Source organism: Mesorhizobium qingshengii, from assembly GCF_900103325.1.
Lineage (GTDB): Bacteria > Pseudomonadota > Alphaproteobacteria > Rhizobiales > Rhizobiaceae > Mesorhizobium > Mesorhizobium qingshengii.
In genome coordinates this window covers 95,358-118,999 of record NZ_FMXM01000012.1, presented here as the reverse complement: position 1 = coordinate 118,999, position 23,642 = coordinate 95,358, and the positions used below count along the sequence as shown (strand labels likewise).

The 23,642-nt window shown below is 64.1% G+C and carries 19 protein-coding genes; 4 read left to right on the top strand and 15 right to left on the bottom strand.

What is annotated here, in order from left to right:
* Positions 1-44: 44 nt before the first annotated feature.
* The 5 genes from BLS48_RS19700 to BLS48_RS19680 all read right to left on the bottom strand — a co-directional run bounded on the left by BLS48_RS19700 (position 45) and on the right by BLS48_RS19680 (position 6,007).
* On the bottom strand, positions 45-1,049 hold the full coding sequence (locus tag BLS48_RS19700) for an ABC transporter substrate-binding protein (RefSeq protein WP_091580847.1): 1,005 nt from the start codon (positions 1,047-1,049) through the stop codon (positions 45-47).
* A gap of 69 nt (positions 1,050-1,118) precedes the next feature.
* Positions 1,119-2,597, bottom strand: a complete 1,479-nt coding sequence (locus BLS48_RS19695) for an aldehyde dehydrogenase (RefSeq protein WP_091580844.1) — start codon at positions 2,595-2,597, stop codon at positions 1,119-1,121.
* Entirely contained in the window at positions 2,594-3,646 is a 1,053-nt protein-coding gene (locus BLS48_RS19690; RefSeq protein WP_091580840.1) for an LLM class flavin-dependent oxidoreductase, read from the bottom strand. Before BLS48_RS19690 ends, BLS48_RS19695 begins: the two co-directional genes overlap by 4 nt.
* Positions 3,643-5,427 (bottom strand): alpha/beta fold hydrolase, encoded by a 1,785-nt coding sequence (locus BLS48_RS36575; protein ID WP_091580837.1) that lies wholly within the window; start codon positions 5,425-5,427, stop codon positions 3,643-3,645. The genes BLS48_RS19690 and BLS48_RS36575 overlap by 4 nt, the downstream gene beginning before the upstream one ends.
* A complete protein-coding gene (locus BLS48_RS19680; protein ID WP_091580835.1) occupies positions 5,420-6,007 on the bottom strand; it encodes an amino acid synthesis family protein in 588 nt (195 codons plus the stop codon). The genes BLS48_RS36575 and BLS48_RS19680 overlap by 8 nt, the downstream gene beginning before the upstream one ends.
* A gap of 146 nt (positions 6,008-6,153) precedes the next feature.
* Between BLS48_RS19680 and BLS48_RS19675 the strand changes: the two genes are divergently transcribed.
* Positions 6,154-6,825 carry a GntR family transcriptional regulator gene (locus BLS48_RS19675; RefSeq protein WP_091581069.1) on the top strand — a complete coding sequence of 224 codons (672 nt, stop codon included), beginning with the start codon at positions 6,154-6,156 and terminating at the stop codon, positions 6,823-6,825.
* Between the two features lie 98 nt (positions 6,826-6,923).
* Here the strand turns inward: BLS48_RS19675 and BLS48_RS19670 are convergent, their stop codons facing one another.
* A complete protein-coding gene (locus BLS48_RS19670) occupies positions 6,924-7,598 on the bottom strand; it encodes a GntR family transcriptional regulator (RefSeq protein ID WP_091580832.1) in 675 nt (224 codons plus the stop codon).
* A gap of 305 nt (positions 7,599-7,903) precedes the next feature.
* Here BLS48_RS19670 and BLS48_RS19665 point away from each other — a divergent pair, with 305 nt between their 5' ends.
* Positions 7,904-8,389: a hypothetical protein gene (locus BLS48_RS19665; RefSeq protein ID WP_091580829.1), complete on the top strand. Its 486-nt coding sequence runs from the start codon at positions 7,904-7,906 to the stop codon at positions 8,387-8,389.
* Positions 8,390-8,405: 16 nt separating this feature from the next.
* Here the strand turns inward: BLS48_RS19665 and BLS48_RS19660 are convergent, their stop codons facing one another.
* From BLS48_RS19660 to BLS48_RS19635, 6 genes are all read right to left on the bottom strand, one after another.
* Positions 8,406-8,945 carry a hypothetical protein gene (locus tag BLS48_RS19660; RefSeq protein ID WP_091580826.1) on the bottom strand — a complete coding sequence of 180 codons (540 nt, stop codon included), beginning with the start codon at positions 8,943-8,945 and terminating at the stop codon, positions 8,406-8,408.
* Positions 8,938-11,823: a sarcosine oxidase subunit alpha family protein gene (locus BLS48_RS19655; RefSeq protein WP_091580823.1), complete on the bottom strand. Its 2,886-nt coding sequence runs from the start codon at positions 11,821-11,823 to the stop codon at positions 8,938-8,940. Before BLS48_RS19655 ends, BLS48_RS19660 begins: the two co-directional genes overlap by 8 nt.
* Positions 11,820-12,086, bottom strand: a complete 267-nt coding sequence (locus BLS48_RS19650) for a sarcosine oxidase subunit delta (RefSeq protein WP_091580820.1) — start codon at positions 12,084-12,086, stop codon at positions 11,820-11,822. Before BLS48_RS19650 ends, BLS48_RS19655 begins: the two co-directional genes overlap by 4 nt.
* 71 nt (positions 12,087-12,157) lie before the next feature.
* Positions 12,158-13,411 carry a sarcosine oxidase subunit beta gene (locus tag BLS48_RS19645; protein ID WP_091580817.1) on the bottom strand — a complete coding sequence of 418 codons (1,254 nt, stop codon included), beginning with the start codon at positions 13,409-13,411 and terminating at the stop codon, positions 12,158-12,160.
* An 82-nt stretch (positions 13,412-13,493) separates the two neighbouring features.
* Positions 13,494-15,905 carry a GcvT family protein gene (locus BLS48_RS19640; RefSeq protein ID WP_091580814.1) on the bottom strand — a complete coding sequence of 804 codons (2,412 nt, stop codon included), beginning with the start codon at positions 15,903-15,905 and terminating at the stop codon, positions 13,494-13,496.
* Positions 15,906-16,073: 168 nt separating this feature from the next.
* Positions 16,074-16,733 (bottom strand): TetR/AcrR family transcriptional regulator, encoded by a 660-nt coding sequence (locus BLS48_RS19635; RefSeq protein WP_167365157.1) that lies wholly within the window; start codon positions 16,731-16,733, stop codon positions 16,074-16,076.
* 265 nt (positions 16,734-16,998) lie between these two features.
* Between BLS48_RS19635 and BLS48_RS19630 the strand changes: the two genes are divergently transcribed.
* Together BLS48_RS19630 and BLS48_RS19625 are read left to right on the top strand one after the other, a co-directional pair.
* The gene (locus BLS48_RS19630) at positions 16,999-18,438 is read left to right on the top strand and encodes an aldehyde dehydrogenase family protein (RefSeq protein WP_091580809.1); all 1,440 of its coding nucleotides are present in this window, start codon (positions 16,999-17,001) and stop codon (positions 18,436-18,438) included.
* A 79-nt stretch (positions 18,439-18,517) separates the two neighbouring features.
* A complete protein-coding gene (locus tag BLS48_RS19625; RefSeq protein WP_091580806.1) occupies positions 18,518-19,093 on the top strand; it encodes a DUF1349 domain-containing protein in 576 nt (191 codons plus the stop codon).
* A gap of 66 nt (positions 19,094-19,159) precedes the next feature.
* Here BLS48_RS19625 and BLS48_RS19620 read toward each other — a convergent pair whose 3' ends face one another.
* From BLS48_RS19620 to BLS48_RS19610, 3 genes are read right to left on the bottom strand one after another with little or no spacing between them, the layout of a single operon-like run.
* Entirely contained in the window at positions 19,160-20,734 is a 1,575-nt protein-coding gene (locus BLS48_RS19620; protein ID WP_091580802.1) for a glycosyltransferase, read from the bottom strand.
* Between the two features lie 39 nt (positions 20,735-20,773).
* Positions 20,774-22,924 (bottom strand): glycosyltransferase, encoded by a 2,151-nt coding sequence (locus BLS48_RS19615; RefSeq protein WP_091580800.1) that lies wholly within the window; start codon positions 22,922-22,924, stop codon positions 20,774-20,776.
* Positions 22,921-23,418, bottom strand: a complete 498-nt coding sequence (locus BLS48_RS19610) for a bifunctional DNA primase/polymerase (protein WP_425284715.1) — start codon at positions 23,416-23,418, stop codon at positions 22,921-22,923. Before BLS48_RS19610 ends, BLS48_RS19615 begins: the two co-directional genes overlap by 4 nt.
* Positions 23,419-23,642: the final 224 nt, after the last annotated feature.

The following is a 23,642-nucleotide window of genomic DNA, read 5'->3' as shown; positions in this document are numbered from 1 at the left end:
GGCGGAACGCCTTGCGGCGTCCCGCCGGTTCACGGTGAGGGTTGCTACTTGGCCTGCCAGGCATACCAGCGCTGGGCGATCGTGTCGCGGTTTTGAGCCCAGTAGTTCATGTCGAGATTGATCTGGCCGTCGACGAAGGCGTCCGGCAGCGACTTGACGACATCGGCCGGCATCTCGGCCTTGGCTGCCGTGTTCACGGGCGCATAGCCGCTTGCCTCGGCAAACATCGCCTGGCCTTTCGGGCTCGTCGCCGAAGCCAGGAATTTCATCGCGCTTGCCTTGTTCTTCGAACCCTTTGGAATGACGAGAACGTCGGCGGCGGTCATATTCTGGTTCCAGGACGCGCCGACGTCGGCGCCGTCCTGCTTGAGGGCGAAGACGCGCCCGTTCCAGAGCTGCCCGAAGGCCGCTTCACCGGAAGCGATCAGCTGCTGCGATTGCGCGCCGCTGTCCCACCAGACGATTTCCGACTTGATCGTGTCCAGCTTCTTGAAAGCCCGGTCGAGGTCGAGCGGATAGAGCTTGTCGGCCGGCACGCCATCGGCCAGAAGCGCGATCTCGATGACGCCCGGCGCCGACCATTTGTAGAAGGTGCGCTTGCCGGGAAATTTCTTCAGGTCGAACATGTCGGCCCATCCTGTCGGCTCGCCCGACACGGCCCCCTTGTTCCAGGCCAGGACGAAGGAATAGTAGAAGCTGCCGACGGCATGGTCGGTGGTGAAGCGCGGATCGAGATCGGCTTTAGGCACGACGGTGAAATCGATCGGCTCCAGCAGGCCGTCCTTGGCCGCCTTGATGGCGAAATCCATTTCCACGTCGACGACGTCCCAGGCGACGCTGCCGCCTTCCACCATGGCCTTCAGCTTGCCGTAGTCGGTCGGCCCATCCTGCAGCACCTTGACGCCGGAACTCGCTTCGAATGGCGCGGCCCAGGATTTTGTCTGCGCCTCCTGGGTGGTCCCACCCCAACTGGTGAACACCATTTCGTCGGCGCGTGCGGCGGTGGCCGCCAGAAGCCCGGCCAGGATGCCGGCCAAAATCAGTTTCATGTCATTCTCCTCTGTTGGTTGTTTGGTTTCTTGTTGTTGTGGAATTGCGCGGTGGTGGTGGCGCTGCCCTCATCGCATGACGAACGGATCGGGGATCGGCTCGTCCGATGTCCGTATCCAGACCGATTTCGAGCGCGTGTAGTCGCGGATTGCATCGAGCCCGCCCTCGCGGCCGAGCCCGGACATGCCGTAGCCGCCGAACGGCACCAGCGGCGAGACGGCGCGGTAGGTATTGACCCAGACGACGCCGGCATGGATGCCGCGCGCCATGCGATGGGCCTTGCCGAGATTGGCGGTGTACACGCCCGAGGCGAGGCCGAATGGCGTGTCGTTGGCAAGCGCCAGCGCTTCGGCCTCGGTGTCGAAAGCGAGCACGCTGAGCACGGGGCCGAACAGCTCCTCGCACACGCAGGGCAACCCGGCATTGTCCTGGGCATCGATGATGGTTGGTGCGTAGTAGAAGCCGCCGTCGTGACCGGCGGGTCTATCGCCGCCAGTGATCAGCCGCCCCCCGCCGGCAAGGCTGGCACCCACGATCTTCTCGATCCATTCCCGTTGACGTGCCGTCGCCAGCGGCCCCATCTCGGTGGCCGGATCCTGCGGATTTCCGATCCTGATGGCCTCGGCCTTGCGCTTGAGCCTGTCCAGGAATTCGCCCTTTATCGAACGCTCGACCAGCAGCCGCGAGCCAGCGACGCAGCTTTGTCCGGACGCGGCGAAAATTCCGGCGACGACCGCGTTGGCGGCGCTGTCCAGGTCGGCATCGGCGAAGACGACGACGGGGCTCTTTCCACCGAGTTCCAGCGTCGTATAGGCGAGGTTTTCCGCCGTGTTGCTGACGATGGCGCGCGCTGTTGACGGGCCTCCGGTGAAGGCGACGCGCGAGACAAGCGGATGGCTTGTCAGGCGGCGGCCGCAATCATGTCCGAAGCCTGTCAGGATGTTCACGGTCCCAGCGGGGAAGCCGGCCTCATGGACGAGTTCAGCGAAGGCCAGCAGCGGGGCGGGGCCGTCTTCTGACGCTTTGAGAACGACAGTGCAGCCAGCCGCCAGTGCCGGCCCGAGCTTGACGGCGGACAGGAAGAGTTGCGAATTCCAGGGCACGACCGCCGCGACGACGCCGATCGGCTCGGGCCGGATCGTCACTTCCATATCCGCCTTGTCGATGGGGACAAACGAGCCTTCGTGCTTGTCGGCCAGCCCGCCATAATAGCGGTAGTAGTCGCCGACATAGGCGATCTGGGCGCGGGTCTCGCGGATGATCTTGCCGGTGTCTCGCGTCTCGAGTTCCGCCAGCCGATCGGCATTGGCGACGACGAGATCGCCGAGACGCACCAGCAGCTTGCCGCGCGCCGTCGCCGTCAGCGAAGCCCAGGCGGCTGAGTGCAGCGCCCGGTGCGCCGCGGCGACGGCGCGGTCGACATCGGCTTCCGTCGCTGCCGGCATCGTCGCCCAGGACGTTCCGGTCGACGGATCGATGCTTTCGAAGGTGACCGTCGGCGCGTCGAATGCTCCGTCGATGAAGTTGCTGAAGGCCACGAGGGTCATTGCGAACCCCCGTCACGGAAGGCCGGCATCACCTTTTCGACGAAGAGTTTCAGCGATTTCTTCTTGCGCTCGTGCGGCAGGCCGCTGTCGATCCAGATCGAGTACTGGTCGTAGCCGAGCGCCTCGTATGCCTTCAGCCGGGCGATCACCTCTTCGGCTTCGCCGATCACGAGGTTCTGGCGGATCTTGTCCGGCGCGTATTGCGGCATGGCCGCGATCTCGTCGTCGGTGAGAGCTTCCAATATGCCTTGGCGAACGGGTTTCTTGTTCTGGAACCAGGCGCCGAACTGGCAGTAGAACAGGGACAGGTCACGCGTCAGTTGCTCGGCATCGGCGGCGTCCTCGGCAACGAATGTATGCATCAGCAGCATGATGTCGGGGCGCGCCGTGTCCGGGTGCGCGGCGCACGCCGCATTGAAGCGCTCCATCAGGCTGGTGACCTCGCCATCACCGGAGGCGAGCGGCGTCACCTGGACATTGCAGCCATTGGCAACGGCGAAGTCATGCGAGTTCGGGTCGCGTGCCGCCACCCAGATCGGCGGGTGCGGTTCCTGCACCGGCTTGGGCGAGGAGGTGGTGGAGGGAAACGTCCAGAACTGCCCGGACAATTCGAAGTCACCTTTCCACAAGCCCTTGATGGCGGGAATGATCTCGCGCATGCGCTGGCCCGCGCCCCAGGCGTCGAGCCCCGGGAAAAGTCTTTCATATTCGTAGCTGTAGGCGCCGCGGGCGATGCCGACGTCGAGCCGGCCTCGCGTCGCGAGGTCAGCCATGGCCGCTTCACCGGCGAGTTTGATCGGATGCCAGAACGGCGCGATGACCGTCCCGGTGCCGAGCCGGATGCGCTTCGTCCTGGCGCCGAGATAGGCGATGTTGATGAACGGATTCGGCGAGATGGTGAATTCCATGCCGTGATGCTCGCCGATCCAGGCAGTCTCGAAACCGGCCTCCTCGGCCATTAGGACGAGCTCCTCGAGCTCGTCGATAAGCTCGGCGTGCGGCTTTGCCAGGTCCGAGCGTTCCATATGGACGAACAGCGAAAACTTCATGCTTGTCTACCCCGAATTGCAGGCTGCGCGGCCGGCCTTGCCAAAGGCTGGACCTCGCCTTCGATCTCGTTGCCGACATAGACCCCGAAAGCGTCTTCCGTGCGTTCGCGGGCATAGCGGGCAAGCATCGACCGTACCGCCGGATCGGCGATCCTGAGTTGCGCGATGCGATCGATGTCGACGAGCCGGACCTGACTGTTGCCGGAAGCGGGCGCGTCGACCGAGCCGCGGTAATAGACATGGGTGCGCGACGGCGTCGCCGTGTCGTCCCAGACGGCGAACAGGAACCCGAGCTGGGCGTTGACCGCCGAGGCGGCGAGACGGCCCTTGAGGCTTTTGGCGTCGCTCGCCGTACCCAGTCCGCGGCCCGCCGGCAATTGATGAAAACCATCGGCGGTTTCGAAGAACAGCACGCGGCCCTCGTCTTCCAGTATGGCTCCGACTTCCATGTCCGGCGGCGCTGCCGCCAGTGCCTCCTGGCTGAGGCCGGGGGCAACATAGGCACCCCGGCAGTAGCCCAGCGGCTGGGCGCCATTGTGGGAAAAGTCGCGGACGCGGCCGATGAGGATGGAATGGTCGCCGGCGTCGACCAGCTGGTCGAGGTCGCAGTCGAAGGCCGCGACCGAGCCGTCGAGCAGCGGGCTGCCGGTTCGGCCGGCGCGCCATTCGACAGCCGAGAACTTGTCCGGCGCTTTCGACGCGAAAACGCCGGAGGCGGCCTTCTGTCCCTCCGAAAGGACGTTGATGGCAAAGCCCTTCGAGGTTGAAAACACGGGGTGACCCATCGCCTTCTTGGCGATGCAGACCAGCACGAGTGGTGGATCGAGCGACACCGAGGTGAACGAATTCGCCGTGAAGCCGCGCGGCTCTCCTTCCGCTCCGATCGTCGTGACGATGGTCACGCCGGTCAGGAAGGAACCAAGCGCCCGCCTGAATTCGCCAGCGTCGAAGGCGGGCTGGAGGCCGGCGCCACCGTCCACGCTTTCAAGAAAAGCGGTTATCTGGCGTGTGACCTTTTCCGGTGAGGCGACGGCCATCATATGCCGCTCGCCTTCCAGGACCTCGCACTGGCCGCGCGGCGCGAGACGGGCCATCGCCGCCGACATCGCCGGCGAGGAGTTCCTGTCCTCGGCGCCGGTCATGAACAATGCCGGCATGGCAAGGCCGGGAAGACGATCGACATGCGCCGCATCCGCATGGGCGAAGAGCCGATAGGTGCGCGCATAGCCTTCCGGATCGACGCTTTCCAATGCCGCGCGTGTCGTCCTTGCGGCCTCGGCCAGTTCGTCGGGAACCGGGTCGCCGAACCAGCGTGCGATCGTCGCGTCCGTTCCCGACAGGTTGCCCGCGCCATTTAATTCGGCGGCGCGCCCGCGCACTGCCTCGGCAAGGTCCGCCGGGCGGCGGAAGACCGCGTTGAGTGAGATGACGCCGCGCACCCGTTCGGGCGCGTTGAGAGCAATCTCCTGTCCGACCAGCGAGCCCATCGAATGACCGATGATAGAGACGGCGCCAATGGCCAGATGATCGAGCAGCCGGATTGCCTGCGCGGCATAGTCGGCAAGGTCGGCATTCGCTGGCGGCAGCGGTGACTGGCCATGCCCCAGCATGTCGATGGCGATGACATCCCATCGGTCCTTCATCCGCGCGATCTGCGGTTCCCAGATCGCGGCGTTCATGCCGACACCGTGGATGAGCAGGACCGGCGCGCCCGAGCCGGCACGGATGAAGCTGGTGCCGTCAGGCGCCGTTGCGCGATGCCAGGCCGACGATTCAGCCATGCAGGTCTCCAACTTCCTTGAGATCCTGATAGCGGTCGCCGATGCGATGATGCGGGCGGCCGCCGATCGAGGCGCCGAGGGCTACCACCAGTTCGTCGGGTGCGGGCGCGTCGCCGATCTGGAAATGCACCGTCAGGTAATGCGAGCGTCGGCCTTCGTCGTTCTTGTCCATCAGCGGGATCATAATCGGCGTGTTCGGCCCGCCGCGCAGGTTGGTGAACGCGAGATATGTTTTGGCGCCGACGGCACGGCGATAGTGATTGCCGAAATGCAGCGTGTGGATGAGCGCCGAAGCATGCTCGATTTCGCCTGCCGTGCCGCAAATGGCGGCCTTGCCGTAGCCCTCGATGGCTTCGCCGGATCCCGCGACCGCGAGAATCTCACGGGTCAGCATCTCCCCCAGGACCGGCGCATAGGCACGGATATGGGGGGAAAGATCTTCGGTGAACCCGCGCCCGGCCCACGGATTGTCGAGCACCGCCGCGACGCCGATCAGGCGCAGCGGCCGGGGGGCCGCCTTGCCGCCTTCGATCAGGGTATTCTCGACATGGGTGACTATTTTTCGGATGGCCGGCTTCATGGAATCCTCGGGGCTCGACCGGGGCCGAGGTCCAGACAAGGTTCCTCTTTCTGCCGATCATCTTATGGTATACCATACTATTGAAGACCAAAACACTTGTCAACGGATCGCCGAATCTGTTCTTTGCATTCTTGGAGGTACGTGAATTGGCCGACGACACGCTCAGGATCGAACGGTCCACCAAGACGCTCAGAACGCTGGCGCTAGAGCGCATGCGCGAAGCGATCATGGAGTTCCATTTCCAGCCCGGCGAAAGGCTGGTCGAGCGACCGCTTTGCGACCAGCTGGGGGTCAGCCGCTCGGTTGTGCGCGAAGTCCTGCGGCAGTTGGAGACGGAAGGCCTCGTCCAGATGATACCGGGTCATGGACCCGCCGTCGCCCGGCCCGATCTCAGCCGCACCGACGAGATTTATGAATTGCGCGCGCTGATGGAAGGCATCGCGGCGCGTGCCGCCGCCCTGACGGCGACGGATGATCAGATCGCGGACCTCGAACGGTCGTTGCAAAACCTGCTTGAGGCGTGGGCGTCGGCGAAGCCGATCGAAGTGATGCGGGCGACGACGAAATTCTACGAAGTGCTTTTCGATGCCGCCGACAAGCGCATCGCCTGGGAGATCGTCCAGGGCCTGAACGTCCGCATCAACCACCTGCGTTCCATGACGATCGCTTCGGCGAACCGTCGCGAAGCCGCGATCGCCGAAATGACCGTCATCATGAACGCCATCAAGTCGCATCGCGGCGATGACGCCGAAGCAGCCGCCCGACGACATGTGGAGCAGGCCTGGCGAATTGCGAAAGAGAAGCTTCGCGACGGCTGAAGGCGGTTGCCGGATGTAATCATCTCGACCCAGCCGACCATGACGGCGGCCTCGTCGCCCTCCGGCAGGCGGCCGCGCGGAATGCGCGAGCGCGGCTGTCAGCCGAGGAGATCGGCGGCGACCTCGAGCGTGTTGCATAAAGACGTTTCGAGATGGTGTTCCATCGCTTGCGCGGCGCCCTCGGCGTCGTGGCGCTTGAGCGCGTCGAGAATGGCCTCATGCTGCTCGATCGTCTGTTCGCCGTAGCCGGGCTTGGGAATGGCGAGATAGCGGCCGCGATCCATCTGCGCCTTGGAAATGTCTACGGCCCGCCAGATCATCGGCATGCCGCAGATCTCGGCGATGGTGCGATGAAAGATGTCGTCGAGCTGTATTGCCGTGGCATATCTGCCGCGCGATATGGCAAGCCGGTGCGCCGCCATATTGTCTTCCAGCAGCGCGCTGGCTGCCGCCGTGAACTTGGCGGCCGCGCGCCTGGCGCTTTCCATCTCCAGGGCCCGCCGGATGACATAGGCTTCTTCCAGGTCGGCCCGGCTGATCGGCGCGACATAGGTGCCGGTCTGCGCCAAGATCTTGACCAGGCCCTCATCGCTGATCCGCTTGACCGCTTCGCGCACGGGGGTGCGCGAGACGCCGAGCGCTTCAGCGATAGCCACCTCGTTGATCACTTCTCCCGGCTTCATCTGCCCGACGACGATCTGGTTGCGGATCTGGTGATAGATCTGATCGCGCAGCGGATGAGCCCGATTGAGCGTCGAAGGATCTAGGTCCATGGAAAATCCGCGTCTTCGTTCACCAGAAATGATCAGGTTATATTGGAATGCCGCGTGTTTGATAGGCCGGGTTTCAGGCCGGTTCGAAGGCGGCCGAACCGAGCTTGAAGGACGGCTGCCAATCCCGCCGACCGTCGTCACCAGGGTATCGTCAACCCGGTCGAGCCTGCGTTCCGAGACGAAGAGGCCGGCCCGGGCGACCTCTTCGCCAAACCGAAATCCGCACTGCGGCAACTTCGCTTACGCGCAATTTACGACCGCCGGTTACATCTGTTCCTGTCTGATTCGTTTGGGACAGGAACATCATGAGCAAAGCCCTCACGACCTTCGCACTCGTCGCCGTGCTGACCGCTCTGCTCATGGCGTTGAGCCTGGCGGTGGCCAGGCACGGCTATCCCTACGGTGCGATCGGCGTCAGGCGTCTCGACGGCATCGCCGATGCCGGGACGTTCATTCCGCTGGCGGCCGTTTATTTCTTCAGCGCGCTGTTGATGATGATCCTGCCGATCCGCGCGGCCAGCATTGTCCTGACCCATGCCGCCGACGCCCTGTTCTGGACGGTGATCGTGCTGCTTGCGACCATCGTCGGAGGTCTCGTCGCCCGATGGGCCTTTGGTCAGGGCAGTGCCCTGTGGGCACTGCTGAACTGGCGGTTCCTCTTTGCCGTGGCGGTGGTCGGTTGTCACTTCGTCATGAACGAACTGCGCCGCAACGTGCTGCTGCGCAGCCTGTTCTTCGTGGTTTTCGCCGCCGCGACGCTGGCGTGCCTGTTCTGGTCGTTCACGCTCTGAGCGCGATCAAGGCTGGCTAATTTGATGAACCGGCCGCGATATGGCCGGCGGCCTGCTCCATCCACGTCCAGAGATAGGCGGCGAGACCGCGGTCGACATGGATGCGCAGCCTGTCCTGATGGCGATAGACGACGGCGCTGATGCCGGCGAAGGAAAGCGCGGCACTCGCACTCGCTTGGCTGGGGTCGAGCGTCGTTCCACGTGCGATGAAAGCGTTGAGCGCCGGGTCCTCGGCTTCGAACACGTGCAGCCCGGCGCTGATCTCCGTCACGGCGAAGCCTTCTGCGTGCCAGCCCTTGGCGATAGCGAGCGGACTGTTCGACACGGCCAGCAGCCGGTCGCGCGCCAGCCGCGCCGCATAGCGGTGGCCCTGCGTCGCCCCAAACGCACCTACGCCAGTCCCGTCCACGCCGGATACCCGCGCCCAGGCATCGAGATCGCCGCTGACCAGCAGCTGATTGAGATCCGAGATCGTGCGCACCACAAGGCCGGGCGCGGTGATGACCGCCGACTGCCAGTCCGGCGCGACGGACCATTTTTCCGCGAGATCACGCATGCAGCCGCTCTCCTGCCGGGTCAAAGGCGCAAGGCGCGGCAATCGTCGCCGTCCGGACCTTGCCGAGATGCTGGATTTCGATCGCCTCGCCGTGGCGGGCCGCGCCGCGTTCGATCAGGCCAAGCGCGACCGGCCTTCCGAGTGTCGGGCTCTGGTAGCTCGATGTGACAAAGCCCTGGCTGTGTAGCTTGCCGTCGCTGCGTCTGATGCCGTGCGCGCCAGTCGGCAGCGGGGCTTCACCTTGGGGCACCGTCAGCCCGACAAGCTGCAGGCGGTCGCCGCGCGAGGCCTCCTCGGTGAACAGCGAGCGGCGGCCGACGAACTCGGTCTGGCGTTTGGCGCGCGGACCCTCGAGGCCGAGATCGTGCGGCAGGGTGGTGCCGTCAGTGTCCTTGCCGATGACGATGAAACCTTTCTCGGCGCGCAGGATCATCAAAGCCTCAAGGCCGATGACAGTGGCATCGAAGGCTTGACCGGCCTGGCGCAGATGCGCCCATAGCGGCTCGGCGCGATCAGCCCGGATGGAAATCTCGTAACTCCTGTCGCCGGTAAAACTGACGCGGGCGATGCGGACCTCGTCACCGGCATAGGTGCCATGGCCGATCGCCATATGCGGCAGGTCGGCGTCGTCGAGCGAGAGGCCGAAATCCAGCGTTTGGAGCAGCTTCCGCGCATTCGGCCCCGAGACGGTCAGCGTCGCCATTTCGGCGGTGGCGTTGTGGATATGGACCGCGTCGCGGCCAAAGCGGTCCTGGCGCCATTCTTCCAGCCGCGCATGCACCGCGGCAACATGCGAGGACGAACACGACACGATGAAGCGATGCTCGTCCAGCCGCACCAGCACGCCGTCATCGAAGACCACGCCGTTCTCCGACAGCATGAAGCCGTAGCGACAGCGGCCCGGCTTCAGCGTCGACATGGTGTTGTAGTAGATGAAATCGACGAACTCGGCGACCTGCGGCCCGATCACCTCGATCTTGCCGAGTGTCGAACCATCGAACAGCGCGACCGACTGGCGGGCGCGCAACGCTTCGTACTGAATGGCGCCATCCGCACCGGCGTCGCGACCGCCATAGTGAGCCGGGCGAAGCCAGCCGCCATATTCCTGGAAGAGCGCGCCGCTGTCGCGGTGCACACTCTCCAGCGGCAGCCGGCGCACCGGCGCCATCAACTCGCCGGCGCGCGCACCGGAAAAGCTCGCCAGCGGCACCGGCGTGAATGGCGGGCGATAGGTGGTGGTGCCGACCTCCGGCACCGTGCGGCCGGTGATCCCAGCCATCAGCGCCAGGCCGGGCAGGTTGGAGGTCTTGCCCTGGTCGGTCGCCATGCCGAGCGTGGTGTAGCGTTTCAGATGTTCGACCGAGACGAAGTTTTCGCGTGCCGCCAGTTCGACGTCCTTCACCGTCACGTCGTTCTGATAGTCGATCCAGATGCGCCCCTTCGAACCAGGCATCGGCCATGCCGCTGTTATGCCGCCCGTCGCCTCCGGTCCGGTGCTGCGCGGCATTGCTGCTTTCGTCTGGCCAAACGATGCAACCGCCTTCGCTGAGTTGGCAAACACCTCCGACAAGGAAACCGCGCCGGCGGCCGCGCCGACAACGGCAATGCCGTCGACCGGATCGCCCGGCAGGAAGGCGGCGCGCGCCTCGCTCCAGGCAAGCTTGCCCCTGGCCTGGCCGAAGAGATGAATGGTTGGCGTCCAGCCGCCCGAGACCAGCACGCAGTCGGCATCGAGCCTGGTGCCGTCATCCAGCGTCACGCCCTCGACACGCAGCTTGCCGTTGGCAGCGGCCAGCGCCCGCCCCTTGATCAATCGCACCTTGGCGGGTGTGGCGGGCATGCCTTCGCGCCTGATGTCGACGAGCGTGACTTCGGCGCCGGCCTCGGCGAGCGCTCCCGCGACTTCGTAGGCGCTGTCATTGTTGGTGGCGACGACGATGCGGCGGCCGACCAGCACTGCATGCCGCCGGAGATAGGCGAGTGCCGCATCCGCCGATAGGATGCCCGGCAGGTCATTGTTGGCAAAGGGTAGCGGCCGCTCGATGGCGCCGGTCGCCAGCACGATCTGGCGTGGTCGGACCCGCCACAACGTGTCCGGCCGGCCGTCGGGATGGCGCTGGTTCAGTCCGACCAGATTGTGGTCGTAGATGCCGAAGGCGGTGGTGGATGGCAGGATCAGGTGACCGCCAGCGGTCAGCTCCGCAACCGTCTCCTCGACCCAGACGGCCGCCGGCTTGCCGTCGATCCCGCCCGCGCGATGGCCGAGCGATCCGCCAGGCTTAGGCTGGTCGTCGACAAGCATGACGGACAGACCCGTGCCGGCCGCCAGCCTTGCCGCCGCCAGTCCGGCCGGTCCGGCGCCCACCACCAGCACGTCGCAATGATGATTGATCTGGTCTGATGTGCCTGGCGAGGTCCAGTCCGTATCGACCTTGCCCAGCCCCGCCATGGCACGGATGCGCGGCTCGAACATATGCCAGTCCGGCCACATGAAGGTCTTGTAGTAGAACGCCGCCGGAATGAAGCGCGAAAAGCGATCGAGGAAGGCGTTGCGGTCGGCCAGCGCATTGGGCGTGGCGTTGACGCTTTTCGCCACCAGCCCGTCGCGCGCCGGCTCGGTCGTGGCGCGGGTGTTCGGCGTCGCCCGGGGGCCGCCGACATCCACCAGCGCGTTCGGTTCCTCGACGCCGGCGCCCCAGATGCCACGTGGGCGGTGGTATTTGAAGCTGCGGCCGACGACCGCGATATCACCGGCCAGCAGCGCCGAGGCGATGGTGTCGCCGGCAAAGCCGTGCACGGTGGCGCCGTCGAAGCTGAAGCGGATCGGGCGCGAGCGGTCGATGGCGCTGCCGCCGGTGGCAAGACGCGAGGCGGTCACGCCACGTGCTCCCCGCCAAGAGTGGCCGAGGACAGCACATTGTGGGTGACGGTGTCACGGTCCATGACGAAGAACTCGCCGCAAGTCATGTGAACCCAGATTTCGCGCGCCGTGCCCTTCGGATTGGAGCGCAGATAGAGATAGTTTGCCCAACGGTCGATCGGCACCTGGGTGCCGTCCGGCCTCGCGTTGCCGGCATCGCCGCCATAGTGGAACTCGGTCTCGTCGCGCGGGCCGCAAAACGGGCAAGGGAAAAGCTGCATAAGATCCTCTAGTCTTTGCCTCTATGCATGTCGTTACCCCAAAACCGCTGCGCACTTTTGGGCGACATGCATCAGTGCGCGATGCCGGAGCCGGCCGCTTCGTCGATCAGCCGTCCGCTGGCGAAGCGGTCGAGGTCGAAAGGGCGGCTGATGTCGTTGTGCTTGCCTGTCGCCAGCAAGTGCGCCAGCAGCGTGCCGCCGGCGGGGATGGCCTTGAAGCCGCCCGTGCCCCAGCCGCAATTGAGGAAGAGGTTGGGCAAGGGCGATTCGCCGATGATCGGCGAAGAGTCCGGGACGACGTCGACGATCCCCGCCCATTGCCGCATCAGCTTGAGCTGGCCGAAGATCGGGAACATCTCCAGCAGCCCGGCGATGACCGTCTCCAGCGTCGGCAGATTGCCGCGCTGCGCATAGGACGGGATGCGGTCTAGCCCGCCGCCGATGACGATCTCGCCCTTGTCCGACTGGCTGACATAGACGCCGCAGCCGGGCGACAGCACCACCGTATCGAGGATCGGTTTCACCGGCTCGGTAACGCAGGCTTGCAGCGCATAGGAATTGATCGGCAGCCGGAAGCCGGCCTTGGTCCCCAGCACCGAGGAATGTCCTGCCACCGCCATGCCGGTGCGATCGGCGCGGATGGCGCCGCGCGTCGTCTGCACGCCGCGGCAGCGGCCGCCCTCGATGATGAAGTCGGTGATCTCGCAGTTCTGGATGATGTCGACGCCGAGCCGGCTTGCCGCCCGCGCATAGCCCCAGGCGACGGCGTCGTGGCGGGCTGTGCCTGCGCGACCCTGCCAGATGCCGCCAAACACCGGGAAACGCGCATCAGGCGAAAAATTGTAGATCGGCGCCACGCGCCGCACATCCTCGGGCGAAAACAGCTCCGCGTCGATGCCGTTGATCTGCATGGCGTTGACGGTGCGCGCACCGATCTCCATCTCGCCGGTCGAGTGGCAGAGATTGACCATGCCGCGCTGCGACAGCATCACATTGTAGTTCAGGTCCTTGGAGAGCCCCTCATACAGCCGGTGTGCCAGCCCGTAGAGCTCGACGCTTTGCGGATAATAGTAGTTGGAGCGCACCACGGTGGTGTTGCGGCCGGTGTTGCCGCCGCCGATCCAGCCTTTTTCCAGTACGGCGACCCTGGCGATGTTGTGGTTCTTTGCCAGATAGTAGGCCGTTGCCAGCCCATGGCCGCCGCCGCCGATGACGATCGCATCATAGGTTGGCTTCGGTTCGGGCGAGCGCCAGGCTTGCTTCCAGCCGGTCTGACCGGCCAGACCTTCCTTGAACAGCGACAGAGCGGAATAGCGTCGGGTCATGGCGTGCCGGACAAGCCTGGTTTTCGGAAAGGAATGTCGATCATCACATGGTCTTTTGCACGCACGGCGCGGGTTCGATTGGTCATGCCCGCATCGCCTTGCCTTGCGGATCGTAAGGCGACGAAGCGATGACGCGCGCCCCTCTTTCGACGCCGACGATATGGGTTGTCAACTGCGTATCGATGTCAGCCGCCTCGCGCTCGACGAGTGCCATGGCGAGGCTCTTGCCAACCGTATGGCCGTAGCCGCCGGAGGTGACGAAACCGGAGAGCTTGCCCTTGTTCCAGACCGGCTCGTAGCCGCTGGCATCGGCGTCATAAGCGTCGATCTCGAGCGTTACCAGCGTGCGCCTGGATCCGGACTTCTGCTCTTTCAGAGCCGCCGCGCGCCCGAGGAAATCCCCCTTGTCGAAGGCGATCCAGCGGTCCATGACGGTCTCGGCCGGCGTATAGTCCTGCGTGAATTCGCGCGACCAGATGCCGAAGCTCTTTTCGAGCCGCAGCGAGTTGACCGCGCCAAAGCCGTATTCGGTCAGGCCGAGGTCGTTTCCTGCCGCCATCAACGCGCGGCGCAGCGCCGCGTGTTCATTGGCCTGGCAATGGATCTCGTAGCCAAGCTCGCCGATGACCGACAGCCGCCCCACCCTGGCCCGCACCAGGCCGACATCCAGTGCCCTGCAGGCGAGAAAGCCGAAGGCTTCGTGCGAGACATCCTGGTGCGTCAGCCGTTCGAGCAACCGGCGCGCATTGGGGCCGGCCAGCGAGAAGCCGACGACCGTGTCCGAAATGTCGCGGACGGTGACGCCGTCGGCGAGGTGCTGTTCGAACCAGCGCATGTGCCACTGGCGCAGATAGTAGGACCCCATGATCCACCAACTGCCGTCGCCCCAGTTGAAGACGGTGAGGTCGCCCTTGAGCTTGCCGTTCCCGCCCAGCATCGGCGCGAGTTTTGCGCGACCTGGCTTGGGCAAGGCACAGGCAAGCAGCCGGTCGAGCCAGGCTTTCGCCTGTGGTCCGATGATCTCGTAGCGCGAGAAGGCGGTGATATCGAGCAGCCCGACGCCTTCGCGCACCTTGCGGCATTCCCGAGCCACGATGTCGAAGGCGTTGGAGCGCTTCAGCGTGGGTGTTTCGACGAGCCCTTGCGGCGCGAAATAGAGAGGCACTTCCATGCCCCAGGAATTGCCCCAGCGCGCGCCGGCGGCATCCATGGCGTCATGGGCGCCGGCCGTCTTCAAGGGGCGCCCCGCCGGCAACTGCTCATTGGGATAGCTCATGACGAAACGGCGAGAATAGAACTGGCCGGTCGTCTGCCGGATGTATTCGCGGTTGGAAGCGAAGTCGCCATAGCGGGCGATGTCCATGCCGTAGACATCGGCCTCTGGCTCGCCGTGGATCATCCATTCGGCGAGCGACTTGCCGACGCCGCCGCCTTGCAGGAAGCCGGCCATGACGCCGCAGGCCACCCAGTAATTGGGAACGCCGCGCACCGGGCCGACCAGCGGATTGCCGTCCGGCGAGAAGGTGAAGGCGCCGTTCACCCAGCGCTTGATGCCGGCTGTCTCCAGGCAGGGGTAGCGGCTGAAACCGAGCGCCAGCTCGTTCGCAATGCGGTAGGTGTCCTCCTGGATCAGCTCGATGCCATAATCCCACGGCGCGCCGTCCATATTCCAGTGCTTGTGGTTGATCTCGTAGATGCCGAGCAGCAGGCCCTTGTGCTCCTGGCGCATGTAGGTGAAGCCTTCGAGATCGACGATCAGCGGCAACTCCCTGTCCAGCGCCTGGATCTCGGGCAGCGCCTCGGTGACGAGGTAATGATGCTCCATCGGCGAAACCGGCAGGTCGATGCCGGCCATCCGGCCGACCTGCTTGGCCCAAAGACCGCCGGCATTGACGACGTGCTCGGCAATGACAGTGCCTTTCTCGGTGACCACGTCCCAGCTGCCGTCGGCGCGGCGGTTAAGTTCCAGCACGCGGTTGTGCTCAATGATATCGGCACCGCGCAGCTTTGCCGCCCTGGCATAGGCATGCACGACGCCCGATGGGTCGATATGGCCCTCACGCGCGGCATAGAGGCCGCCTAGCATGCCGTCGGTGTTGAGGATCGGGCAGCGCTGCCTGATCTCGTCGACGCCGACCAGATGGACGTCGTCTATGCCCATGGTCTGGAAAATGCGGTAGGAGGCCTTCAGCCATTCCCAGCGCTCCGGTGCTGACGCAACCGAGATGCCGCCGGTCATGTGCATGCCAATGTTCTGGCCCGATTCCTTCTCGACCTCGGAAAGCAGATCGATCGTATAGGCCTGCAGCGCGGCGATGTTGGGGTCGGCGTTCAGCGCATGGAAGCCGCCGGCCGCGTGCCAGCTCGACCCTGATGTCAGCACCTCGCGTTCGATCAGCGCGACGTCGCTCCAGCCGAATTTCGCCAGGTGATAGAGCACCGAGGCTCCCACCACACCGCCGCCGATAACGATCGCCCTGTATTGCGATTTCATTCCGCCGCACTCCGTCAGGTCATGGCGGGGACCCTACCGGCATTGTACATATGTGTCTAGTACATCGCGAAGCTGATCCAGAGCAGGCTGGCGTGCTGGCTATGGGTATAGGCATCCTACGTATGTCGTCTGGGAAACCGTCTGGCTAGGCCGGCCCGCCGGCCGTGTCTATCGCTTGCCGGAAAGCGTCTTCTCGACGTAACGCGCGAAGTCCTCGACATCTTCTGCCGGAGGCTCCTGGCCGGTGAAGCTGCGCAGATAGGAGGCGACGTGGATGAGGCGGCTGCTCATCGGCTCGTTGAGCTCCAGCGAGTAATAGCCGATTTGCATGAAATAGAGCACGCGGGCTCGCACGAACGCGTCTTCCTCGTCATAGCCATGGCGCATGAACATGTCGCGGATGGCGTTGACGCGCTCCTCGTCGGCCTCGTCGAGCGCGCGCCTGATGGCGGGAGAGCGACGCGCCCAGGCCCTGATCGCGAAATCCAACTGGGGATCGAACAGCCTCTCGTCCACCCAGCATTCGAAAATGCTCATCACGCCGCGGATGACGGTCGCGGAAGGTCGTCCGGCGCGCTCGACGATGAATCGGGTGTTGGTCTGCCGCCAGTAGTCCAGCAACTGGTCGAGCAGATCCTGCCGGCTCTTGAAGTACCAGTAGAAGCTCGAGCGCGAGACGTCGAGCTTCTGGCCAAGCGTCAGCACGCGGACGCGTTCGACACCATCGGAGATCAACGTTTCAAGCGCAAGCTTCAGCCAGTCTTCGCGAGTGGCCTTGATGTTGCCGGTGGCGCCGGCGCGCTGGATCGTCGTTTCGAGTGCTGCCATCCACACGACGCATGGCACGCCGCATTGGGCAAATCAAGGCTATGTACATTTCTGTACAGGGCAATTCGTTTGAGCCTTGGGGGTGGCCGGTGGATGTTAGCCGGGTTGTGATGCTCTCGCCGCCACGCCGCGGGCGTGACGGCAAGTCAGGGGATTTTTGTCGCGGCTACCGGCTCAGTGCGTGCTTTCCCGCAAGGCAATTGTCTGGCAAATACCAATTCAGACAGATGCCGCCGCGCGGCCAATCAGCAGGAAAGACTAGGACATGGCTCAGTTTCGAAAAAACCTCATCGATGGCGAATGGGTCGGTGACGCCGGTTCCCGCAACATAAACCCCTCGGATACCGGCGACGTCGTAGGCGAATATGCCTCGGCGGGAGCCGAGCAGGCCAAGCAGGCAATCGCCGCGGCCAAGGCGGCGTTTCCGGCATGGTCCCGTTCCGGTCCGCTGGCGCGCCATGCGGTGCTGAAAAAGACCGCGGACGAGATCATGGCGCGCAAGGATGAGATTGGCCGCAATCTGGCGCGCGAGGAAGGCAAGACGCTGGCCGAAGGGATCGGCGAGACCATTCGCGCCGCCCAGATATTCGATTTCTTTGCCGGCGAAACATTGCGCTTGGTTGGAGAGGTCGTACCAAGCGTTCGGCCGGGCGTTGGCGTCGAGATCACCCGCGAAGCGGTCGGCGTGGTCGGCATCATCACGCCGTGGAATTTCCCGATCGCCATTCCGGCCTGGAAGATCGCTCCGGCGTTGGCGCATGGCAACACCATCGTCTTCAAGCCCGCCGAACTGGTTCCCGAGAGCGCCTGGTCCATCGTCGACATCCTGCATCGCGCCGGCCTGCCGAAGGGCGTGCTCAACCTCGTCATGGGCAAGGGCTCGGTGGTCGGTCAGGCGATGCTCGACAGCCCCGATGTCAACGCCATCACCTTCACCGGCTCGGTCGGCACCGGCAAGCGCGTCGCCGCCGCAAGCATCGAGCACATGCGCAAGTTCCAGCTCGAAATGGGCGGCAAGAACCCGCTGGTGGTGCTCGACGACGCCGATCTCGCAACGGCTGTCGATTGCGCGCTCAATGGCGCCTTCTTCTCGACCGGCCAGCGCTGCACGGCCTCGTCCAGGCTGATTGTGACCGACGGCATCCACGACCGTTTCGTCGATGCCCTCAAGGATCGCATGAGCAAACTGGTCGTCGGCGACGCGCTCGACGCGCAGACCCAGATCGGTCCGGTCGTCGACGCGACACAGTTGCAGCAGGATGAGGATTACATCGCCATCGGCGTCAGGGAAGGTGCTACGCTCGCCTTCGGCGGCGAGCGGCTCGACCGCAAGACGCCGGGCTTCTTCTTGCAGCCGGCGCTGCTGACGCAGGCCACCAACGCCATGCGCAGTTCGCGCGAGGAGATCTTCGGACCCGTCGCCAGCGTCATCCGGGTCAAGGACTATGACGAGGCGCTGGCAGTCGCCAACGACACGCCTTTCGGACTGACGTCGGGCATCTGCACCTCGAGCCTCAAGCATGCCACCCACTTCAAGCGCAATTCGGAGGCCGGCATGGTGATGGTCAATCTGCCGACGGCGGGTGTCGACTTCCATGTTCCCTTCGGCGGGCGCAAGGGGTCGAGCTACGGCCCGCGCGAACAGGGCCGCTATGCGGCGGAATTCTACACCACCGTGAAGACGGCCTACACATTCGCAGGCTAAACGGGCGCAGGTCAATCGGGCGCCGGCTGATCGGGCCGGCGAGCCGCCATGCATCAAGGGACTGGACGGGCGCAACGCGATGACATTGCAGGACCTGACCTGGCTCAATCCGCCGCCCCAGCATTCCATCGACGGCGATGCCGTTCGCGTGCGCACCGGCAGGGAGACCGACTTCTGGCGCGAGACCTTCTACGGTTTCCGGCGTGACAACGGCCACTTTATGTACCGCCCGGTCGAGGGCGATTTCACCGCCGAGGTTACCGTCGCCGGGCGCTACGAGATGCTCTACGACCAGGCCGGATTGATGGTCCGGCTCAGCGAAACGCATTGGGTCAAGGCCGGCATCGAGTATACCGACGGCCTCGCCTATTTCTCTGTCGTCGTCACCAACGACACATCCGACTGGTCGCTGGTGGCCATTCCCAAGGACCCGAACGGCGTCAGGATCCGGTTGACCCGCCATGCCGAGACGATCCGCATCCAGTATCTCGACGCTTCCGACGGCCACTGGAAGCCTGTGCGGCTTGCCTACTTTCCGACCTCGAAGACGGTCGATGTCGGCATGATGTGCTGTTCGCCGCAACGCGAGGGTTTTGAGGTCACGTTCTCCGGGTTTTCGATTGGTCCGCCGATATCGCGGGAACTGCACGATTGACGCCTGCGGCTCGCACCGCAAACCTGTCTCGAACCTCTCAGGCAGGAGCTTCGGCGGGCCGCTGCCTCACCAGGGAACATGCAGGATTTCCAGCTTGGGCAGGCCGACCGGCCTGATGCCGAGATCATTGGCAAGCGCGCCGAAGCCTTCTGTCTCGATCAGGTCCCGGTAGGGAATCTCGGGGAAGCGAAGGCCGCCGCGATGCAGCCCGGCATCGACCAGGAGCATGGTGCCGCCGACGGCATCGAGACCGATGACGTCGAGATGGCGGACATCGCTGAGATGATAGCGGTTCTCGGTGCGCGCGGGAGGCTGATGAAGGCCACCACGGATCTCGCGGTAGTAACGATAGTCCTTGTTTTGCCCTCTGATGATGAAGCTGTTTAGGTCGAAGCTGCCACCGTTGGCAATCTTCACGCAGTTGGGCACCACGATGCGATGCCCGGCATCGATCAGCCGGTTCAAAACATCAGCGGGAAAACGCCAGACGTCGATATCGACCCACAGCGCCCAATCGTCGTCGGCGCTCAGCCCGTGATCGATCAGATGATTGCGCACCTTGGCAATCGCACTGCGCCTGACGCGTTGCAGCCGTGGTTTGGCCCGTTTTACCCTGTCGAGGCTGGTGCCCACATGCCGCTGCAGCAGCACTATGTCACGATATTTGCCGGCTAATCCAGGCGCCGCCGCCTGCAGTCGCTCCCAGCTTCCGTCCTGGCTGTCGCCTTCGCAGAAAACCAGCTTTATCTTCTCCTTGGGATAGTCGAGAGCGTCCAGCGCATCGAGAAATGGCTGGACGAGGTCGGCGGCGTCGCGAAGTGGCACCAGGATGGCAATGTTTCGACCTGATGGCGGCGGCGACGTGAGAACTGCCTTGTGGACGCTCGCCTTCGCCACGGCCTCACTCAGATAGGCACCGCGCGTCAGATGATACCAGAGCCGGTAAGCCTGGTTGCGAAGCTTGTTACGCCAGCCTGGTGGTGGCCCCGGTGTCCACCATGTACCGGCCCAATGATGGATCGAAAGCGGCGCCGTCTCATCGCCGGCCTCTCGCTCCATGCTCCCGGACGACGTCACCGGCGCGAACAGGCCGGAAGGGTGAATGGCGAAGACGTCCTGGTCACCATAACCCCGCTGTGCGGACGTCAGCAAGCAAGGGCCCGTGGCATCGAGCACGTCCTTGGCGTCGGCTAACCCAGGCATCATGGACAAGAGATGCATCCAGAACGGATGCCCGGACGGGCTCGCCATCGTGCCGTTGAACAAGAGGTAGGGCAGGCCGCGGAAGTCCGCCTGGACGGCCGCATGCGAAACCGGCTCCTTGCACAGCACGATCCGGCTCTCGTTCATGATCGGATCAAAGGGGGCGACGCATTCGCAATCGATGTCGGCATAGACCCCGCCGAAATGATGCAGAAGCATGTAACGGGCCGCGTCCGACCGCTGCACGCCATTCTTGTAATTGCAAAACATCGGCAGGAAGTCCGGGTAGTGCTCGGCAATGAATTCGAGCAGCATCCGGTCGCTCCAGAACAGGAATGTCCAGTCCGGATTGTGCCGTTTCCAGCTGTCGGCATAGGCCTGGAAGCGTTCCGGCACGCTGTCGGTTTTCCATGTCTGATGCAGGATGCGCGGTATCATCGGTGGCTCATAGTTGGATGATGAGGGATGGCCCAGTCGTCATTTGCCGACACTATCCACTCCAAGCCCATGGCGGATGGCATTGCGGATGGTTTGTGGGCCGAACTTTGCCCAGACCGCCTGATGCGCGCGAATGCGTTGGCGCGCCCTGCGTCCAGGGTGGAGACAGAGCTCGATGGCCATCTCGGCAAGCTTTTCGTCGGAGGCTGACAGCAGCACCTCTTCGCCTTCGACCAGGTCCAGGCCCTCGGCCGCCAGCGGTGTCGCGATCACCGGTACGCCCCACGCCATTGCCTCCAGGATCTTGATGCGCGTGCCCCCGCCCGCCCTGAGCGGGATGATGCTGAGATGCGCGCTGGACAAGAGCGGTGCCATGTCCTCGGGGTCTTCAACCAGCTGTACGCCGGGCAATCCGGCCAGCGCCCGCACGGCGGGCTTTGGGCTGCGTCCGGCCAGAACCAGTCTCGCGGCCGGCAAGGCCTTGCGGATACGGGGCAATATGGCGCCCACCAATCGCTCGGCGGCATCGACGTTTGGAGGATAGCCGAGATGGCCGACAAACAGGATGACCGGAAAACCATTCTCGGTCGCGGCCTCGGCCGGCAGCGCCTCGGGAATGTCTCCGGCGTGGGGAATTCCGTTCGCAACGACATCGATCGGCACCTTGCGCCGGCAAACGGCCATCAGCTTTTCGCGATCGCTGGTCGAACAGACCCAGACCCTGTCCACGATGGCCAGCGCCTTTCTCTCCAGACGCCTGATGCCGAGGCTCGTGGCGATCACCGCGGCGGCGGATCGCGCCGCATCGACGCGCCGCAACTGTCCCGCCAGGTCGGACTCGACATTGTGCATGTCGAGAATGAGTTGTTTGGTCAGTGGTCTCAAGGGCCGCAGCAGCTTGAACAGGCCAATGCCTTCGACGATGATCGTGTCGGGTTTGAAAGTTTGCGCCAGGGTCCGCAGGCGCACGAGCGCTACGCGAGGAATACGGTTCTCCCCGGCTATCCTCCACCAGCCCAGCGAGCCCGAGCGCGGCTCCTCCGCGGTCGTCAGCCCCACCGTATGGAGGCGAGCATCGGTCGGCTTTGACGGATCGCTCAGCGGCCGGATCGAGGCAAGCCGGACCGGGCCGTATTCGGCGGCCAGACCGGCATTGCGGAAATTTCTCAGATCCGCACCCGAGACCGCCGGAAAGGCCGGATCGTAGGATACGATCAGTGTACGTCTTTCCGTGTCCCCGCCGGCGCCCGACGAATAGCCGGGCCGCTCCATCATGGCTCCGGCATGAATTCGGGTGCGATATTGCAATGCCTTCCAACTCCAGCCCAGGGTCTTGTGGGCGCGAACGGCACGCATCATGCGCATCGCATCCCCGTATCTCTTGTGCTTGAGGAGCTGCCTTGCAATCCGCTGCGCGATCCAGGCTTTCCTCCATTGCAGAACGTCTTTAGCAATGCCTGAACCCGCAAGCTTGTCCAGTTCCAGTGCTATCGCAAGAAATGTGGCCCGGGGGGTCTGGACAAATCGCCGCTCCATCCTCTCTTCGTCATGGTGATAGAGAAGCACCGGGGCGGGGGTCGTCGCCACGTCGGAGCGGGCAAGCAGGGCTGCCCAATAGCATGTATCCTCATCGAGACTGGTGGTTTCGGGAAAGCGGATGGCAGCCGTCGCCTGGGCCGCGATCAATGCGCTGCCCACGGCGATCGGCCACACCTCGTTGAGAAGGTACCGCCGGGCGTTCATGGCCCGGTCGCTTGTATATCCATGCGGGGCCTTGAGCTTGTCCGGGCGGCCTCCGGTGCGGCGTATGCTGGCTCCGATCGATAGCCCGGCCCCGGGACTGCTCACAAGCGTCTCACGCAACAGCCTCAAGCCTCCTGCGATCACCTCGTCATCGGCATCGAGGAAGAACAGGAACTTGCTCTTGGCTCGCGCCATGCCGGCGTTGCGGGCGGCACCGGCACCGCCCAGCCGCGCACCGAGGACCTCCAGCGGCAATTCATACTTCCGGGCGCTTTGGATCGAGATGGCCGCGGTCTGATCGTTGGATCCGTCGTCGATCAGAAGGATCTCACCGATGAGATCTCTGTCGGGCACAAGGCTGCGCAGGGTCGCGTCGATCGTCGCGGCCGCATTCCTTGCCGGGATGACGATGCTAATGTCCAGCCGCGCGCCGTCCGAGGTGCTCATCGGGGCTCGAAGAAGCCGCGGTTCAGCATGTGGTCATAGCAGTGTTTGAACGGCGAGACCCCGCGAAGCGAGAGACTGGCGAGGCTCTCGACGGGCTGCGGGTCGACGTTGAATGGCGAATGCTCCTTCAGCCAGCTGTAGGACGAGCCGTCCTTGAGCACGGAGGGGCTGCTGACGACATAGCCCCCAAGCGCCTTCACGTGGCCGATCCGGCGCATACCGGAATAGAGGCTCGACGAAGCCATCGGGTCGCGCGTCCTGAGATAGACATGGAATCCCTTCGGCGATCTTGCAATCGGCGTGCGTCTCAAAAGAGCCTCGTGCTTGCCCGCCCAGTTCAGATAGTCCGCGGCATTATCGAAATCCAGGATGAGAAGGTTGGAGAACCCTCCAAGGATCCCGACATTTCCACCAAACTCCCGGAACCAGCGCCGGATGTCGTCACTGGTTGGCGGCTTCTGCGACAGATGAAAGGCAATCGATCGGAACGCCAACTCTTTCAGATCCTTTCGACGGGCCTGCAAATGTAGGGGATTATACTCCATTGCCTGGAGATCGAGATGCTTGCTCCCGGCACACAACGGCACGCAGATGTAACCCTTGGCCAAGAGTTGGATTGCGTATTCCATTTCAGTTACAGGCTGCATCCACGCGTGTTCCGCGGCCGCAAGGCGAGTTCAATTTTCCTTAGAGCAATTCCAGGAAAAGTGTGAAACGG

What these genes read in the sequence shown, in the direction of transcription:
- BLS48_RS19645 (WP_091580817.1), bottom strand. Translation starts at nt 13,411, where the DNA reads ATGACCCGACGCTATTCCGCTCTGTCGCTGTTCAAGGAAGGTCTGGCC.
- BLS48_RS19670 (WP_091580832.1), bottom strand. Translation starts at nt 7,598, where the DNA reads ATGGACCTAGATCCTTCGACGCTCAATCGGGCTCATCCGCTGCGCGAT.
- BLS48_RS19680 (WP_091580835.1), bottom strand. Translation starts at nt 6,007, where the DNA reads ATGAAGCCGGCCATCCGAAAAATAGTCACCCATGTCGAGAATACCCTG.
- BLS48_RS19700 (WP_091580847.1), bottom strand. Translation starts at nt 1,049, where the DNA reads ATGAAACTGATTTTGGCCGGCATCCTGGCCGGGCTTCTGGCGGCCACC.
- BLS48_RS19640 (WP_091580814.1), bottom strand. Translation starts at nt 15,905, where the DNA reads ATGAAATCGCAATACAGGGCGATCGTTATCGGCGGCGGTGTGGTGGGA.
- BLS48_RS36575 (WP_091580837.1), bottom strand. Translation starts at nt 5,427, where the DNA reads ATGGCTGAATCGTCGGCCTGGCATCGCGCAACGGCGCCTGACGGCACC.
- BLS48_RS19625 (WP_091580806.1), top strand. Translation starts at nt 18,518, where the DNA reads ATGACATTGCAGGACCTGACCTGGCTCAATCCGCCGCCCCAGCATTCC.
- BLS48_RS19635 (WP_167365157.1), bottom strand. Translation starts at nt 16,733, where the DNA reads ATGGCAGCACTCGAAACGACGATCCAGCGCGCCGGCGCCACCGGCAAC.
- BLS48_RS19660 (WP_091580826.1), bottom strand. Translation starts at nt 8,945, where the DNA reads ATGCGTGATCTCGCGGAAAAATGGTCCGTCGCGCCGGACTGGCAGTCG.
- BLS48_RS19630 (WP_091580809.1), top strand. Translation starts at nt 16,999, where the DNA reads ATGGCTCAGTTTCGAAAAAACCTCATCGATGGCGAATGGGTCGGTGAC.
- BLS48_RS19690 (WP_091580840.1), bottom strand. Translation starts at nt 3,646, where the DNA reads ATGAAGTTTTCGCTGTTCGTCCATATGGAACGCTCGGACCTGGCAAAG.
- BLS48_RS19620 (WP_091580802.1), bottom strand. Translation starts at nt 20,734, where the DNA reads ATGATACCGCGCATCCTGCATCAGACATGGAAAACCGACAGCGTGCCG.
- BLS48_RS19615 (WP_091580800.1), bottom strand. Translation starts at nt 22,924, where the DNA reads ATGAGCACCTCGGACGGCGCGCGGCTGGACATTAGCATCGTCATCCCG.
- BLS48_RS19665 (WP_091580829.1), top strand. Translation starts at nt 7,904, where the DNA reads ATGAGCAAAGCCCTCACGACCTTCGCACTCGTCGCCGTGCTGACCGCT.
- BLS48_RS19695 (WP_091580844.1), bottom strand. Translation starts at nt 2,597, where the DNA reads ATGACCCTCGTGGCCTTCAGCAACTTCATCGACGGAGCATTCGACGCG.
- BLS48_RS19650 (WP_091580820.1), bottom strand. Translation starts at nt 12,086, where the DNA reads ATGCAGCTTTTCCCTTGCCCGTTTTGCGGCCCGCGCGACGAGACCGAG.